Origin of the sequence: Polynucleobacter sp. JS-JIR-II-c23, from assembly GCF_035011225.1 — a bacterium.
In the GTDB taxonomy this organism is placed as follows: Bacteria; Pseudomonadota; Gammaproteobacteria; order Burkholderiales; family Burkholderiaceae; genus Polynucleobacter.
Genome location: NZ_JAYGQT010000001.1, coordinates 1,713,063 through 1,727,845 on the forward strand (window position 1 = coordinate 1,713,063; position 14,783 = coordinate 1,727,845).

At 47.1% G+C, this 14,783-nt stretch carries 16 protein-coding genes; 2 read left to right on the plus strand and 14 right to left on the minus strand.

The genetic code is table 11. From position 1 onward, the window contains the following. Nucleotides 1-3 precede the first annotated feature (3 nt). The 13 genes from era to VC159_RS08755 all read right to left on the minus strand — a co-directional run bounded on the left by era (nucleotide 4) and on the right by VC159_RS08755 (nucleotide 12,348). On the minus strand, nucleotides 4-897 hold the full coding sequence (gene era, locus VC159_RS08695; protein WP_251371595.1) for a GTPase Era: 894 nt from the start codon (nucleotides 895-897) through the stop codon (nucleotides 4-6). Nucleotides 898-941: 44 nt separating this feature from the next. Continuing rightward, a complete protein-coding gene (rnc, locus tag VC159_RS08700) occupies nucleotides 942-1,733 on the minus strand; it encodes a ribonuclease III (RefSeq protein ID WP_215359385.1) in 792 nt (263 codons plus the stop codon). 5 nt (nucleotides 1,734-1,738) lie between these two features. Continuing rightward, nucleotides 1,739-2,545: a signal peptidase I gene (lepB, locus tag VC159_RS08705; RefSeq protein ID WP_323473330.1), complete on the minus strand. Its 807-nt coding sequence runs from the start codon at nucleotides 2,543-2,545 to the stop codon at nucleotides 1,739-1,741. Next, nucleotides 2,545-4,350 carry a translation elongation factor 4 gene (gene lepA, locus VC159_RS08710; RefSeq protein ID WP_215359382.1) on the minus strand — a complete coding sequence of 602 codons (1,806 nt, stop codon included), beginning with the start codon at nucleotides 4,348-4,350 and terminating at the stop codon, nucleotides 2,545-2,547. Before lepA ends, lepB begins: the two co-directional genes overlap by 1 nt. A 136-nt stretch (nucleotides 4,351-4,486) precedes the next feature. Then, nucleotides 4,487-5,935 carry a DegQ family serine endoprotease gene (locus tag VC159_RS08715; RefSeq protein WP_215359380.1) on the minus strand — a complete coding sequence of 483 codons (1,449 nt, stop codon included), beginning with the start codon at nucleotides 5,933-5,935 and terminating at the stop codon, nucleotides 4,487-4,489. Between the two features lie 50 nt (nucleotides 5,936-5,985). Next, nucleotides 5,986-7,233 (minus strand): beta-ketoacyl-ACP synthase II, encoded by a 1,248-nt coding sequence (gene fabF / locus VC159_RS08720; protein ID WP_215359378.1) that lies wholly within the window; start codon nucleotides 7,231-7,233, stop codon nucleotides 5,986-5,988. A gap of 21 nt (nucleotides 7,234-7,254) precedes the next feature. Continuing rightward, on the minus strand, nucleotides 7,255-7,494 hold the full coding sequence (gene acpP, locus VC159_RS08725) for an acyl carrier protein (RefSeq protein ID WP_011902246.1): 240 nt from the start codon (nucleotides 7,492-7,494) through the stop codon (nucleotides 7,255-7,257). Nucleotides 7,495-7,595: 101 nt separating this feature from the next. Then, nucleotides 7,596-8,339 carry a 3-oxoacyl-ACP reductase FabG gene (gene fabG / locus VC159_RS08730; RefSeq protein ID WP_215359376.1) on the minus strand — a complete coding sequence of 248 codons (744 nt, stop codon included), beginning with the start codon at nucleotides 8,337-8,339 and terminating at the stop codon, nucleotides 7,596-7,598. 50 nt (nucleotides 8,340-8,389) lie between these two features. Continuing rightward, entirely contained in the window at nucleotides 8,390-9,325 is a 936-nt protein-coding gene (gene fabD / locus VC159_RS08735) for an ACP S-malonyltransferase (protein ID WP_215359375.1), read from the minus strand. A gap of 82 nt (nucleotides 9,326-9,407) precedes the next feature. Beyond that, a complete protein-coding gene (locus VC159_RS08740) occupies nucleotides 9,408-10,394 on the minus strand; it encodes a beta-ketoacyl-ACP synthase III (protein ID WP_323473331.1) in 987 nt (328 codons plus the stop codon). Continuing rightward, entirely contained in the window at nucleotides 10,391-11,404 is a 1,014-nt protein-coding gene (gene plsX / locus VC159_RS08745; protein WP_323473332.1) for a phosphate acyltransferase PlsX, read from the minus strand. The genes VC159_RS08740 and plsX overlap by 4 nt, the downstream gene beginning before the upstream one ends. 83 nt (nucleotides 11,405-11,487) lie before the next feature. Next, nucleotides 11,488-11,667: a 50S ribosomal protein L32 gene (gene rpmF / locus VC159_RS08750; RefSeq protein ID WP_011902241.1), complete on the minus strand. Its 180-nt coding sequence runs from the start codon at nucleotides 11,665-11,667 to the stop codon at nucleotides 11,488-11,490. 105 nt (nucleotides 11,668-11,772) lie between these two features. Further along, nucleotides 11,773-12,348 (minus strand): DUF177 domain-containing protein, encoded by a 576-nt coding sequence (locus tag VC159_RS08755; RefSeq protein ID WP_323473333.1) that lies wholly within the window; start codon nucleotides 12,346-12,348, stop codon nucleotides 11,773-11,775. A gap of 42 nt (nucleotides 12,349-12,390) precedes the next feature. Between VC159_RS08755 and VC159_RS08760 the strand changes: the two genes are divergently transcribed. Further along, entirely contained in the window at nucleotides 12,391-12,999 is a 609-nt protein-coding gene (locus VC159_RS08760) for a Maf family nucleotide pyrophosphatase (RefSeq protein ID WP_215359368.1), read from the plus strand. A gap of 41 nt (nucleotides 13,000-13,040) precedes the next feature. Continuing rightward, entirely contained in the window at nucleotides 13,041-13,811 is a 771-nt protein-coding gene (locus VC159_RS08765; RefSeq protein ID WP_215359366.1) for an SAM-dependent methyltransferase, read from the plus strand. A gap of 18 nt (nucleotides 13,812-13,829) precedes the next feature. Here VC159_RS08765 and sppA read toward each other — a convergent pair whose 3' ends face one another. Next, entirely contained in the window at nucleotides 13,830-14,777 is a 948-nt protein-coding gene (gene sppA, locus VC159_RS08770) for a signal peptide peptidase SppA (protein ID WP_215359364.1), read from the minus strand. Nucleotides 14,778-14,783: the final 6 nt, after the last annotated feature.

The window sequence follows — 14,783 nt, forward strand, 5'->3', positions numbered from 1 at the left end:
AACTTATTCCAGTCCTTGGGCCCGAAGTTCGGCACGATCGTCTGCCCAGCCACGTTTGACTTTCACCCAAGTCTCTAAAAAAACTTTGCCATCGAAGAGCTTTTCCATATCGATGCGAGCATCAGTTGAAATCTTCTTGAGACGCTCACCCTTTTGACCAATGATCATTGCCTTGTGACTATCGCGATCAACCAAAATGGTTGCGGCAATGCGACGCATCTTGCCATCCATCTTGAACTGGTCGATGACTACCGTGCTGGTGTAAGGCAGTTCTTCACCAGTAAAGCGGAATACTTTTTCACGCAGAATCTCAGCAGCCAGGAAGCGTTCACTACGGTCAGTGATGGTATCACCATCGTAGACAGCTGGCGCCTCAGGTAAATAGCCCTCAAGTACATCCAGTAATCTTTCAATATCGCCAGGACTCTTAGCGCTCATTGGCACGATCTCAGCAAACTCACACTTCTGATCTTCGTGACCACCTAGTTCGCACCAAGGGCGAGCCATTTCTTTAATGAAACTCAGTAGGGCTTGATCGCGCTCGGATGGCGTCTGAAAACGACTGTTAAATAAATCTAATTTATTTAGGACCAGTACAACCGGTAGGTCATCTGGCAGCAGCTTCAATACCTTCTTGTCATCTTCACCAAAGTAACCTGCCTCAACTACAAAGCAAGCCACATTCACGTCTTGCAAGGCGGTAGTGACAGTACGATTTAACGCCTTGTTTAAAGTATTCATTAAACGCGTCTGAAAGCCTGGGGTATCGATAAAGATGAACTGCGCTTCTTCGCGATTCTGAATACCCAAAATACGATGGCGTGTCGTTTGAGCCTTGCGAGAGGTAATGCTGATCTTCTGACCAACCAACGCATTCAGAAGGGTTGATTTACCCATATTAGGACGCCCAACAATGGCGATGGTGCCGCATCTAAACACGATTAGCCCTTCAGCTTAAGATTGAACTGCTCTTCAGTCACTTCTTTTTTGGCCGCCTTCTTCTTGGCCGACCGAGTCTTCTTGGGTTTACGAGATTCTTGCGGCAAAGCCTTGAGCATTGCAATCAAAGCCAACTTTGCTGCGGCTTGCTCAGCAGCACGACGCGAGGCACCCTCACCCTTGACTGCCACTTTATGGCTAGGGATCAAACACTCCACTTCAAACTGCTGGTTGTGTGCAGCGCCAGTAGTGCCAGTAACGTTATAGGTCGGCAATGGCAATTGATAGCCTTGCAAGCATTCTTGCAATAAAGTTTTGTCGTCCTTACCTAAGGTTTTAGGATCAACGTGTGCCAAGATAATGGAATACAGCTTACGTAAGCTGGCCTTAGCTGCTTCAAAACCACCATCCATAAAGATCGCACCAGTTACTGCCTCTAAGGTATCAGCAAGAATAGAGGGACGACGGAAGCCACCGCTCTTCAACTCACCTTCGCCCAGGCGCAAGTAATCAGACAAGGATAAAGTTTGGGCAATTTCGTATAAAGCTTGTTGCTTTACTAAGTTTGCACGTACGCGAGAGAGGTCGCCCTCATCTAGGTCCGAATAACGCTCATAGAGCATTTCCGCAACAACGCAATTCAGAATAGAGTCACCCAGAAACTCCAAGCGCTCGTTATTTTTCTTGCTATGACTGCGATGAGTCAATGCTTGATTTAGTAGCTCCGACTTCTTGAAGGTGTAGCCAAGGCGCTCTTGCAGCGGTCCAGTTTCGATAACGGCGCGCGCATTCATAATATTTACTCGAATCCGCCTATGCGGCCAAGATTGCCTAGATTAAGCCAAACAAAGAAGGCTTTGCCAACAATGTTTTTATCCGGTACAAAGCCCCAGTAACGTGAGTCTGCGCTGTTATCACGGTTATCACCCATCGCAAAGTAATGCCCTGCGGGCACCTTGCAAGTCACGCCTGACTGTTGGTACTGGCAGAACTCAGAACCCGGAAAACGCTCAGTCGGAAATACGGTGGCTGGACGATCTGGGTCATTGAGGATGTCATGACGATTGCCACCTAAATCTGCCGGGAAGGTTTCTGTGAAACGTTTGGCATAGCGCATATTCTCAGGATCGAGATACGGCTCACCGCCACTATATTGCAAGGGCTGCCCATTAATAATCAAGCGCTTATTTTCATAAGTGATTTCATCGCCTGGCAATGCCACTACACGCTTGATGTAATCCACCGATTCATCACGGGGGTAGCGAAATACGACAACATCGCCACGCTTAGGCGAACCCAAATCAACGACTTTTTGATTGAGCACCGGCAAACGAATTCCATAGGTAAATTTATTTACCAAAATGAAGTCACCGATTTGTAATGTAGGAATCATTGAGCCGGAAGGAATCTTGAAAGGCTCAGCAATAAAAGAGCGCAATACAAATACTGCACAAATAACTGGGAAGAAGCCTGCGGTGTATTCAAGCCACAAAGGCATACGGTCAATACCAGCCAAACGTCTTTGCGGGGCAAAGTGCAATTTGTCAGCAACCCAAGCGATTCCAGAAACAATCACCAAAATAAAAAGGACTAGAGCAAAGTTCATTAATCCTCCACCTGCAGAATAGCCAAGAAGGCTTCTTGTGGAATTTCCACGTTACCTACTTGCTTCATACGTTTCTTACCTTCTTTTTGCTTCTCTAATAACTTACGCTTACGGGAGATGTCACCGCCGTAGCACTTTGCCAACACGTTCTTGCGCAATGCCTTGACGTTTTCACGCGCAACAATATTGCTACCAATCGCTGCCTGAATAGCCACATCGAACATTTGACGAGGAATAATGCCGCGCATCTTGGCCACCACTTCGCGCCCACGATGTTGACTATTACTGCGGTGAACAATCACAGAGAGGGCATCTACCCGCTCACTATTAATCAGGATATCGACCTTAACAACATCTGCTGGGCGATATTCTTTGAACTCGTAATCCATTGAGGCATATCCGCGTGAGATGGATTTCATTTTGTCAAAGAAGTCCAAAACAATCTCGGCCATCGGCAACTCGTAAGTGAGTTTGACCTGACGACCTAAGTAGTTCATATCCATCTGAATACCACGCTTACCTACGCACAAGGTAATCATCGCCCCCACATACTCTTGCGGCATGTATAAATTAACGGTCACGATAGGTTCAAGAATCGTATTGATCTTGCTGGCCTCAGGCATCTTCGACGGGTTATCCACCATCATGAGCGTGCCATCAGACTGCTCCACTTGATACACCACCGTTGGAGCAGTCGTGATGAGATTCATGCCGTACTGACGCTCTAAACGCTCTTGCACAATCTCCATGTGCAACAAACCTAAGAAGCCGCAGCGGAATCCAAAACCAAGAGCCTGAGATACCTCTGGCTCATACAAGAGTGAAGCATCATTTAGCTTGAGCTTCTCAAGGGATTCGCGCAACTGATCGTATTCACTCGCTTCTACTGGATATAGGCCAGCAAAAACTTGGGGCTTCACTTCTTTAAAACCAGGTAGTGGCTCAGCCGCAGGAACGCGCCCTTGCTGCCCGGGAGTATGTGTCACGGTGTCGCCAACCTTGGCAGCTTTTAATTCTTTAATGCCGGCAATCACAAAGCCCACTTGACCAGCAGATAACTCTGGACGATCTACTGACTTCGGACTAAACACACCTACATGCTCGACTAAATGGCTTGAACCATTGGCCATCAAGGTAATTTTTTCTTTTGGTTTTAGAGTGCCATTCACAACGCGCACCAACATGACAACGCCTACGTAATTGTCAAACCAGGAGTCAATAATCAAGGCTTGCAATGGATCTTCTGCATTACCCTTTGGCGGCGGCACTCTGGCGATCATTTCCTCGATGACATCCGCAACACCCAAACCTGTTTTGGCTGAGCAGGTGACGGCCTCAGAAGCATCGATACCAATGACGTCTTCAATTTCTTTTTTGGCGCGCTCAGGATCGGCTTGCGGCAAGTCTATCTTGTTGAGTACTGGTACAACCTCAACACCTAACTCAAGCGCCATGTAACAGTTGGCAACTGTTTGCGCTTCAACACCTTGACTGGCATCTACGACTAACAAGGCACCTTCACAGGCAGACAAAGAGCGACTGACCTCATAAGAGAAGTCAACGTGTCCTGGGGTGTCAATCAGGTTGATGTGGTAAATCTTGCCGTCTTTGGCTTTGTAATTTAACGCTGCGGTTTGCGCCTTAATAGTGATGCCGCGCTCACGCTCAATATCCATTGAGTCTAGAACTTGTGCTTCCATTTCACGATCAGAGAGACCGCCGCAGAGTTGAATAATGCGATCAGCAAGCGTCGATTTGCCGTGATCGATATGGGCGATGATAGAAAAATTGCGGATTAAATCCATAGCGTCTTAATAGGTCATTCAAAAAACGCCTTGTCAGAACGCACCACGATGATGCGCTGCAAAAAGTCGTCTTAAAGTGATTGTAATGGGTGGCGCCTAAAAGGCGCCAAACCCCTTTTTTAGGCCCAAAATGGGGTTATTTAGGCCTTACAGGAACGACTAAAGTGCTGTCAGCGCGGCGGATAAAGACCGGTACAGCCTTATTAGCGTCCAAACCCTTAACTAGAGCCTCAAACTGCTTAACGCTCGTAATATCGGCATCTGCCACCCGAATAATGACGTCACCTGGTCGAATCCCCGCTTTTGCCAAAGGGCCATCCCCTAACCCGGTCACCTCAACCCCGCCCTTGATATTCAAATCCTTCTTTTTGGCATCCGATAGTTCACCAACAACAACTCCCAGGGTATTGGCGCTATTGCCATTTGCCGCAGGGGCATCTGCCTTTTTATTAGCCGCCTGAGTAGATTCGGTATCAGTTACAGTGACCGTTAAATCACGGGCTCCGCCTTTACGCCAAACTTGTACTGGCACAGAAGTGCCTGGCTTGGTTTCACCTACGACTCTAGGCAAATCGGTGGACTTAGAAATATCTTTGCCATTGAAGCTCAGAATCACATCGCCCGCCTCAATTCCACCGGCGGCTGCAGGGCCACCTGGTTCAACGTTACGAACATAAGCACCACGTGGTTTGCCTAAGCCTAAACTCTCAGCTACCTCTTTCGTCATCTCACCCAAAGCAACACCAATGCGCCCGCGAGAAATCTTTCCGGATGTACGCAATTGATCTGCAACACGCATTGCCTCATCAATCGGAATTGCAAAAGAGATCCCCATATAGCCACCAGAGCGACTAAATATTTGTGAGTTGATACCAATCACTTGACCAGCAGTATTTAAAAGTGGGCCACCAGAGTTTCCAGGATTCACAGCTACGTCAGTCTGAATAAAGGGTAAGTAGTCACCTGTATCGCGACTCTTCGCCGACACAATACCTGCAGTCACCGTATTCTCAAGGCCGAACGGGGAGCCAATTGCCAGGACCCACTCACCTACTCGCACCTTGGATGAGTCACCTAAAGGTAGCTTTGGTAAATCACGCGCTTCAATTTTGACGACTGCAACATCGGTACGCTTATCCATGCCAAGTAACTTTGCTTTGAACTCGCGCTTATCAGTCAGGGTTACATAAATAGTGGTGGCGCCCTCAACAACATGAGCATTAGTCAAAATCAAACCATTGGATTCAATAATGAAACCAGAGCCTACGCCACGATCTGCTTCTTGCGGCTTGCCTGGATTAGGTTGCGCTGGTTTAGGTCCGTTTGGAATTCCCGGAATAGGTACGCCAAAGAAACGGCGGAAAAATTCCGCCTGATCTTCTGGCATCCCAGGTATGCCACCTTGCACTTGCTGCACTACTACTTTTTCAGTAGTACGAATATTGACGACCGCAGGACTAGCGCGTTCAACCAAATCCGCAAAGTCAGGAATGGTGACTCGAGGATTTTGAGCTAACGCAGGTGGAATAAACGCAACTTGCCCCAGACCAAAGATAGCCAAGAGCGCAATTAAATACTTTTTCATAATGCTATAGACCTACTTGGTGAAAACCAACAAAGAAGATATTAAGAATATTAGGTCAGTTTGCCAAAAATCAAGGTACCGTTAGTACCCCCAAAGCCAAAATTGTTTTTGACTGCATGGTCAATCTTCACATCCCTAGCGGTATTGGCGCAGTAGTCCAGGTCGCACTCAGGATCTTGATTGAAGATATTGATAGTAGGTGGTGATTTTTGGTTATGAAGGGCCAAAATCGTGAAAACAGACTCCAAGCCACCGGCGCCGCCCAAAAGGTGGCCAGTCATCGACTTGGTAGAGTTTATTAAAGCCTTTTTGGCATGATCGCCCAAAGCCGCTTTAATCGCTTCGGTTTCATTCTTGTCGCCCAAAGGCGTAGAAGTTCCGTGAGCATTTAAATACTGAATTTGATCTGGATTGAGTTTGGCATCACGCATTGCATTCACCATGCAACGACGGGGGCCATCCATATTTGGTGCAGTCATATGATAAGCATCACCACTCATACCAAAGCCCAGTAATTCGCAATAGATTTTTGCTCCGCGAGCTTTAGCGTGCTCATACTCTTCAATCACAACAACACCTGCGCCCTCACCCAGAACAAAACCATCGCGGTCTTTATCCCAAGGGCGTGACGCAGTAGCAGGATCATCGTTGCGGGTAGAAAGCGCTCTTGCAGAAGCAAAGCCGCCAACGCCTAATGCAGAGATAGTTGATTCAGCACCACCAGCAACCATCACATCCGCGTCGCCATACTGAATTAAGCGAGCAGCTAAACCGATGCTGTGCAATCCAGTAGTACACGCAGTTACCGCAGCAACGTTTGGACCTTTAAGGCCAAACAAAATACTGAGGTGCCCAGAAATCATATTGATGATGGAGCCTGGAACAAAGAACGGTGAAATACGACGGGGGCCGCGAGCCAACAACTCAGCACCCGTTGCCTCAATCATTGGCAAGCCACCGATACCGGAGCCAACCATGACGCCAATGCGCTCAGCGTTTTGTTCGGTAATCTCTAAACCACTGTCGCGAATGGCTTGCGTACCAGCGGCAATGCCGTAATGGATAAAGGTATCCATATGGCGCGCCTCTTTGGCAGAAACATATTCCTCGACATTGAAATCTTTCACCTCTCCAGCGAAATGAACGCTAAGCGGAGTGTGGTCAAACTTGGTGATGGTAGCAATACCTGATTTGCCCGCAAGCAAATTAGACCAAGCTACATCAACCGAATTACCAACAGGTGAGATAAGACCAAGGCCGGTAACTACTACCCGGCGTCGGCCATTTGATGCTGACACAGTAATACCTAGGCTAGGGAATTAACCCTGAGCTTTTGATGTAGCGAAGTCGATCGCGAGCTGAACTGTGGTGATCTTTTCAGCTTCCTCATCAGGAATTTCGATGCCGAATTCATCTTCCAAAGCCATAACCAGCTCAACAGTGTCAAGAGAGTCAGCGCCCAAGTCGTTCACAAAAGAAGATTCATTCTTGATGTCTCCTTCAGCGACGCCCAATTGCTCGGCGACGATTTTCTTAACGCGTTGTTCGATGTTGTCCATTAATTTCCCCAGGGGTTGTAAAAAACGATGAGAGGATTTTATCAGTTTGGCGGACCGAATTAGCAAATTCGCCTAAAAATGACCAAATCCTGGCTTTGCCGTTAGGCTAAATAGAGTCCGCCATTGACGTGGAGGGTATTACCCGTAATATAACCAGCAGCTGGAGAGGCCAAAAAGGCCACCGCTTGGGCGACATCCTCAGGACTACCCAAACGCGCCAAAGGAATGTTCACTTTTAGGGCATTTTGCTGTTCTTCGCTCAAGGCACGGGTCATATCAGTATCAATAAATCCAGGAGCTACGCAATTCACAGTGATATTACGGCTACCGATCTCACGGGCTAAAGCACGAGTCATACCTGAAACCCCCGCCTTTGCAGCAGCGTAATTTGCCTGACCAGGATTACCCATATGGCCGACAATTGAAGTGATATTAATAATGCGGCCACCACGAGCCTTCATCATAGGACGCATCACTGCTTGAGAAAGACGGAAGACTGAACTCAGGTTGGTATCAATCACATCAGTCCACTCTTCAGACTTCATGCGCATTGCTAAATTGTCACGAGTGATGCCAGCGTTATTCACCAAGATATTGATGCCGCCATACTCTTTGACGATCAGATCAATAATTTCTTCACAAGCATTTGGGGCAGTCACATTCAATACTTTGCCAGCACCGCCTGAAGCTTTTAAACGCTCATCAATCGCTTTAGCTCCACTCTCGGATGTAGCCGTTCCAATTACCTTGGCGCCACACTTAACTAGCTCATCCGCGATTGCCTGACCAATACCGCGTGAGGCGCCAGTTACTAAAGCAATTTGTCCGCTTAAGTCGAGATTCATATTTGTCTTCCGCTGTTTTGAGTACTTCTTAATTTTATTTAATCTGGATTTTATTTCAGGCTTGCTAGAACTTCATTCAAGCTAGCTTCGTCAAATACTGGTACACCAGTCACTTGATCGTTAATACGCTTGGTAAGGCCTGCTAATACTTTGCCAGGACCACACTCCACTACCTGAGTAATACCTTGAGAAGCGATAGCCTGAATGGTTTCCTGCCAACGAACAGGCTTGGCAGCTTGACGCACTAAGGCATCTTTAATAGCTGCAGGGTCATTCAATACCTCAACATCCACATTATTGATAACGGAAATGGTTGGCGCTTTAAATTCAATATTGGCTAAGTAGCCTTTGAGTTTTTCAGAGGCTGGTTGCAGTAAAGAAGAATGGAATGGTGCAGATACTGGCAACGGCAAGGCACGCTTAGCGCCAGCAGCCTTCAATAATTCACATGCTTTAGTAACGGCATCACTTGCACCAGCAATCACTACTTGACCAGGGGCATTGAAGTTGACGGCCTCAACAACACCGCCAGAAGCAGCGCTTGCTTCAGCACAAACCTGAATCACGATTGCATCATCCAAGCCGAGAATCGCAGCCATACCGCCTGTACCTACCGGTACAGCAGTTTGCATTGCTTCAGCACGAAAGCGCACCAATGGAACAGCATCTTTAAAAGAAATAACGCCAGACGCAACCAAGGCAGAGTACTCACCAAGGCTATGACCTGCCATTACCTTGGGCGCAGATCCACCTGCTGCCAACCAGGCTCGATAAAAGGCAACGCCCGCAGTCAACATCACAGGCTGAGTATTCGTGGTTAATGACAGCGCCTCTGCAGGGCCTTCAGAAATCAGCTTTGCAACGTCCTCACCTAATGCCTCAGAAGCCTCTTGCAATGTTGCACGCACTTCCGGGCGCTCAGAAATGGAATTGAGCATGCCAACGGATTGAGAGCCTTGACCTGGAAATACAAATGCAAATGTCATGTGATTAATTCGCTAATTTAAATAATTAAAGAAATGAATAGAAATAGTGAATCGATTTTGTGAGGCGTATTTCTACCCGTCGTTAATACTTTATAGTGACCGCACCCCAAGCGAACCCGCCGCCAACACCCTCTAGCAAGAGATGTTGTCCACGCTGAATCTGCCCAGAGCGCACGCCAGCATCTAATGCCAACGGAATGGATGCAGCCGAAGTATTGCCATGCTCATGCACAGTAACAATGACTTTATCCATGGACATACCCATCTTCTTAGCCGTGCCTTCCATAATGCGAATATTGGCTTGATGCGGTACTAGCCAGTCGATTTGCTCAGCCTTGAGGTTTGCTTTTTCGAGTGCCTCGTGAGCTACTTGTTCTAAAACCTTCACAGCAAGCTTAAAGACAGCTGGACCATCCATGGTCATAAATGGGGAACCATGCACTTCGCCATTACCAGCACGCCCAGGAACACACAAAATATCGCGTTGACTACCATCAGCATGTAATGCAGTAGAGAGAATGCCCGCCTCTTGAGAAGCCTCCAGCACAACAGCTCCAGCACCATCGCCAAACAAGACACAAGTGCCACGGTCTTGGAAATTCAGAATACGGGAGAATGTTTCTGCGCCAATGACCAATACTTTTCTGTATGAGCCACAACGAATAAATGCATCTGCAATAGCAAGCGCATAAGTAAAGCCAGCACAGACTGCTTGCACATCAAAAGCCGCACAAGCAGTGTGCGCGCCTAATTTGTCTTGTACTACGCAAGCAGTACTTGGAAAGCCGCCCAAATGATCTGGGGTAGAAGTGGCCAAAATGATGAGGTCCAAATCTTCAGAGGTAATACCGGCGCTAGTTAAAGCAGCTTGTGCAGCCTTCACTGCTAGATCACTAGTTAATTCGTTCTCAGCAGCAAAGTGGCGCGCAGAAATACCGCTACGCGTTTTAATCCACTCATCACTGGTCTCCAGGCCAGTTTTAGCCAGACGCTCCACTAAGTCTTGATTAGTTAAGCGCAACTCAGGAAGATAACTTCCGGTACCCGCTACTCTTGCAAAAATACTCATACTTTTGTCTCCACCACAAAGGCTGCAGCAATGCGCTCTACCATGCGGTTCTTAGCTGCCTCATAGGCGCGATCCAAGGCAAAGCCAAAAGCAAAGCGATCAGCAGAACCATGACTCTTAATTACACAACCACGTAAACCCAACAATACTGCACCGTTATAACGACGATGATCAACCCGCTTACGAACTCTTAGCAATGGCACCATTGCACAGATCGCCATCAACTTGGTAAGCCATGAGCGATTAAATTCTTGGCGAATCAAACCACTCATCATTTTTGCTAAACCTTCACTGGCTTTCAGAACGACGTTGCCAACAAAACCATCGCACACCACGATATCCGTAGTGCCCTTAAAAATATCATTACCTTCTACGTTGCCGTAAAAGTTTAAAGAGGTTTGGCGAAGTAACTCGCTGGTTTGCTTAACAACCTCATTACCTTTAATCACTTCCTCACCAATATTGAGAAGGCCAATTGAAGGGTTTTGTTTGCCATCCACCACTTGCACCATCACGTTTGCCATCTGGGCAAACTGCACCAAGTGCATTGGCTCGCAGTCGGCATTTGCGCCAAGATCCAGCATAGTTGTCCCGCGCCCTAATTCATTGGGTATGGCGGTAGCAATCGCAGGGCGATCAACGCCATCAAGCGTTTTGAGAATGTAGCGAGAGATTGCCATGAGTGCGCCAGTATTGCCAGAAGAGATCACTGCATCAGCAGCGCCCTCCTTCACTTGCATGATGGCAACGCGCATAGAGGAATCTTTTTTGCGACGCAGAGCAATCTCAATGGGATCATCCATCAAGACAACTTCACTAGCGGGAATAATTTGAATTCGCTCCATCGGAGCTTTGGGAGATTTACTCAATGCTTGCTTGATTAAATCAGAATCACCAACAAGGGTGATCTTCACATCAGCATGTTTTTCTAAAAAATCGCAGGCAGCCGGAACCGTCACGACGACTCCATGATCTCCGCCCATGGCATCAATAGCAAGAGTAACGCTCATAAGCTCATTGATTGCTGCAAGTGATTTATCCAAGAAAAAAGCGGCTTTTACTGGAGCCGCTTCTATCTGTTTAGACTAAAAAATTAGTCGTTTTTAGTTTTAACAACTTTACGACCACGATAGTAGCCGTTAGGTGAAATGTGGTGGCGCAAATGAGCCTCACCAGTTGTGGCTTCAACAGCCGTAGCAGGTGCGGTCAAGAAGTCGTGCGCACGATGCATGCCACGTTTGGAAGGTGATTTTTTGTTTTGTTGAACGGCCATATTGAACTCCTAAGCAAGGCGATATTCTAGCATGGAAATAAGCCTAAACGCTTGATTTATTGACAAAAGATACTTAAAACAACAACTGAAATAAGACCCCTAATTTCAGTTTTTCTTCATATTTTTCAATATGTTAAAGGGATTTTCCCGCTCATTTGATGGCTCCTCATCACCGCCATCCCCAAAGGTAGATGCATGGGGTTCACAAAACCCATCTGGATGCTTTGGAATCAGGGGTAAAGACAATAGAACCTCATCCTCAATGGTTTCTAAGAGGTTGAAATGCTGATTTACGACCAGGGGCTCTTGCTCCTCATCCTCAACAGGGTATTCATCAGCCTCAAAATCCGTCAAAACCAGAATAAATCGGCGTTTTTCATCCAAATCTACCGCGCAATCTTGTAAACAGCGTTGGCATACCAGGTGCAAACGACCCTTTAGACCCAATTCGAGGATTTGATGAGGCTCACTACCTGGGGAATCCTGAAAATGGGTCTTCACCGACCAATTGAAGCCGTCGGCCGGATTGACGGTTGAAGCCTCCTCAGCCACTCTTGGCATATCTGACATGCTTAAAAAACCAGACCCCGCATAAGATTGGGGGGCACAAAAATCTACCCTCTTTAAGGCGCTAGGCTCGGAAGATAGTTCGACTTGAGGTAAAACTTGATTACGATTCATGGCATCAGTCTAAATGAAGGCGCCTTAGAAAGCACAGCAAAAATGAGTACCTCCACAAATACACCTCAAAATCCAAGACTCATCTTGGCATCCACTTCGGTATACCGCCGTGAACTTTTAGAGCGCCTACGCATCCCCTTTGAAGTCATCTCACCAAAGGTAGATGAAACCCCACTCACCGGCGAGAGCACTCTTGCTTTAGCGCTTCGACTTGCTCAAGCCAAAGCAGCTGCAGTTGCCAAACAACATCCTGATGCTTGGGTCATTGGCTCTGATCAAGTTGCCGATCTTTGTGGTGCAGCGATTGGTAAGCCAGGTAATTTTGAAAGGGCATTAGTGCAACTACAACTGATGCGCGGTCAAATAGTGACTTTTCAAACGGCACTGTGCTTGATGAAGGGTGACACCCAAACCACTTTATGCGTTCCCACTGAAGTCACCTTTCGCAAACTTCCAGACAGCGCATTAGAGGCCTATTTACTTGCCGAAGAGCCTTATGACTGTGCCGGCAGCGCTAAGTCTGAAGGCCTTGGTATTAGCCTACTAGAGTCCATCCAGAGTAATGACCCAACCGCTTTAATTGGCTTACCACTCATTGCATTAGCCGGCTTACTGCGCGATGCTGGGTTTGTAATTCCAGCAAAAACATAAAACGAAAATTAATAACTAGCATCATTAAAAAAAAATAATTCATGAGCAAACTCGGTACTCTTTATTTAGTTCCAAACACTCTCGGTGATGATGGTCGCGCTGAGCAATTGCCTTGGGTTCTTCCATCCGAAACGATTGCGCAAACAGCCAAGCTAAAGCACTGGATTGTGGAAGACGCCAAAACAGCGCGCGCACTATTAAAAGCAATCGATTCTGCTTCTCCATTGGCATGCACTATTCAAGAAATGCAAATGAGTGAATGGCGTGGTGCTGCACGCAATGCAAAGTATGGCGATGCTGTCAAACCGGCTGATTTACTCAAACCTTTGCTTGCTGGAAATGATATGGGCTTGATGTCTGAAGCAGGAGTCCCAGGCGTTGCGGATCCTGGCGCTGAGTTGGTGCTGGCAGCTCACAAACTAGGCGCCCAAGTGAAGCCACTCGTTGGACCGAGCTCGATCTTGTTAGGCCTAATGGCAAGTGGACTCAATGGTCAGCGTTTTGCATTTCAGGGGTACTTGCCTCATGACACCCATGAGCGCACTGCCAAACTTAAGCAACTCGAAATTGAGTCTCGTAAATTACAACAAACTCAAATTTGGATTGAGACGCCCTATCGAAATACTGCCATGCTCATGGCTTGTATCAATTCGTTAGCGCCACAAAGCCTGCTCTGTCTTGGAGTGGATCTTAGTCTGCCATCAGAAATGATTGTCACCCTTTCGATTGCGGATTGGCGCAAACGCTACCCGAATGAAGCTGCTTGTGCCTCACTACAAAATAGGCCAACAGTATTTCTACTATTAGCCTAGCTTTTCAATACTTTATTTTTACTTTAAGTCTGGTGTCTTCACTAAAGCTTTACCAGCAGCTGCACCAGCCTCCGCACCAAAGCGTTTAGCAACACGCTCCGCGAAATTCTCTTTCATGGTGTAGTCCAGAATATCGGGCGCTTTAAAGATATCGCGCGCAACTGTATCGACAGTACCGTAACCATCGGCCAAGCCAATTTTCACAGCTTGCTCGCCATTCCAGATGCGACCAGAAAATAAATCCGGCACGTCTTTTAAGCGATCGCCACGACCCTCTTTCACAACCGCAATAAATTGCTGGTGAATCTCATCAATCATGGTCTTGACCATTTCAACCTGCTTTGGGTTTTCTTTGCTAAACGGATCCATCATGCCTTTATTAGAGCCCGAAGTAATCATGCGACGAGTCACACCCAACTTATCCATTAGGCCTGTAAAACCAAAGCCTTCCATAATCACGCCAATCGAACCCACCAGACTGGCTTTATCAACCAAGATTTGGTCTGCAGCTACTGCAACGTAGTAACCTCCAGACGCGCAAATGTCTTCAACTACGACATAAAACGGCTTCTTGGGATAAAGCTTGCGTAAGCGGTGAATCTCATCATTGATCATGCCGGCTTGAACTGGAGAGCCCCCAGGACTATTGATGCGCAATACAACTCCGGCACTATGTTCATTTTCAAATGCAGATAGTAGGGATGAATTGATATCCATCGCATTAGCCATCGAGCTGGAAGAAATTTCCCCCTCAAGAGTTACTAAGGCGGTGTGTTTTTCAACCCCCATGCCCTTGCCTGGAAGATGAAAGTCAAATATTGAAAGTAGTGCACCAACAATGACTAGCAAAGTAAGTACTCGCAATACCGCCTTCCAACGACGTGCCTTACGGGTCTCCTTTAAATTCTCCAATAAGAGATGTTCGAGAGCTTGACGTTCCCAATTGGGATTTGGGTTGTTTTCCATCTTTTT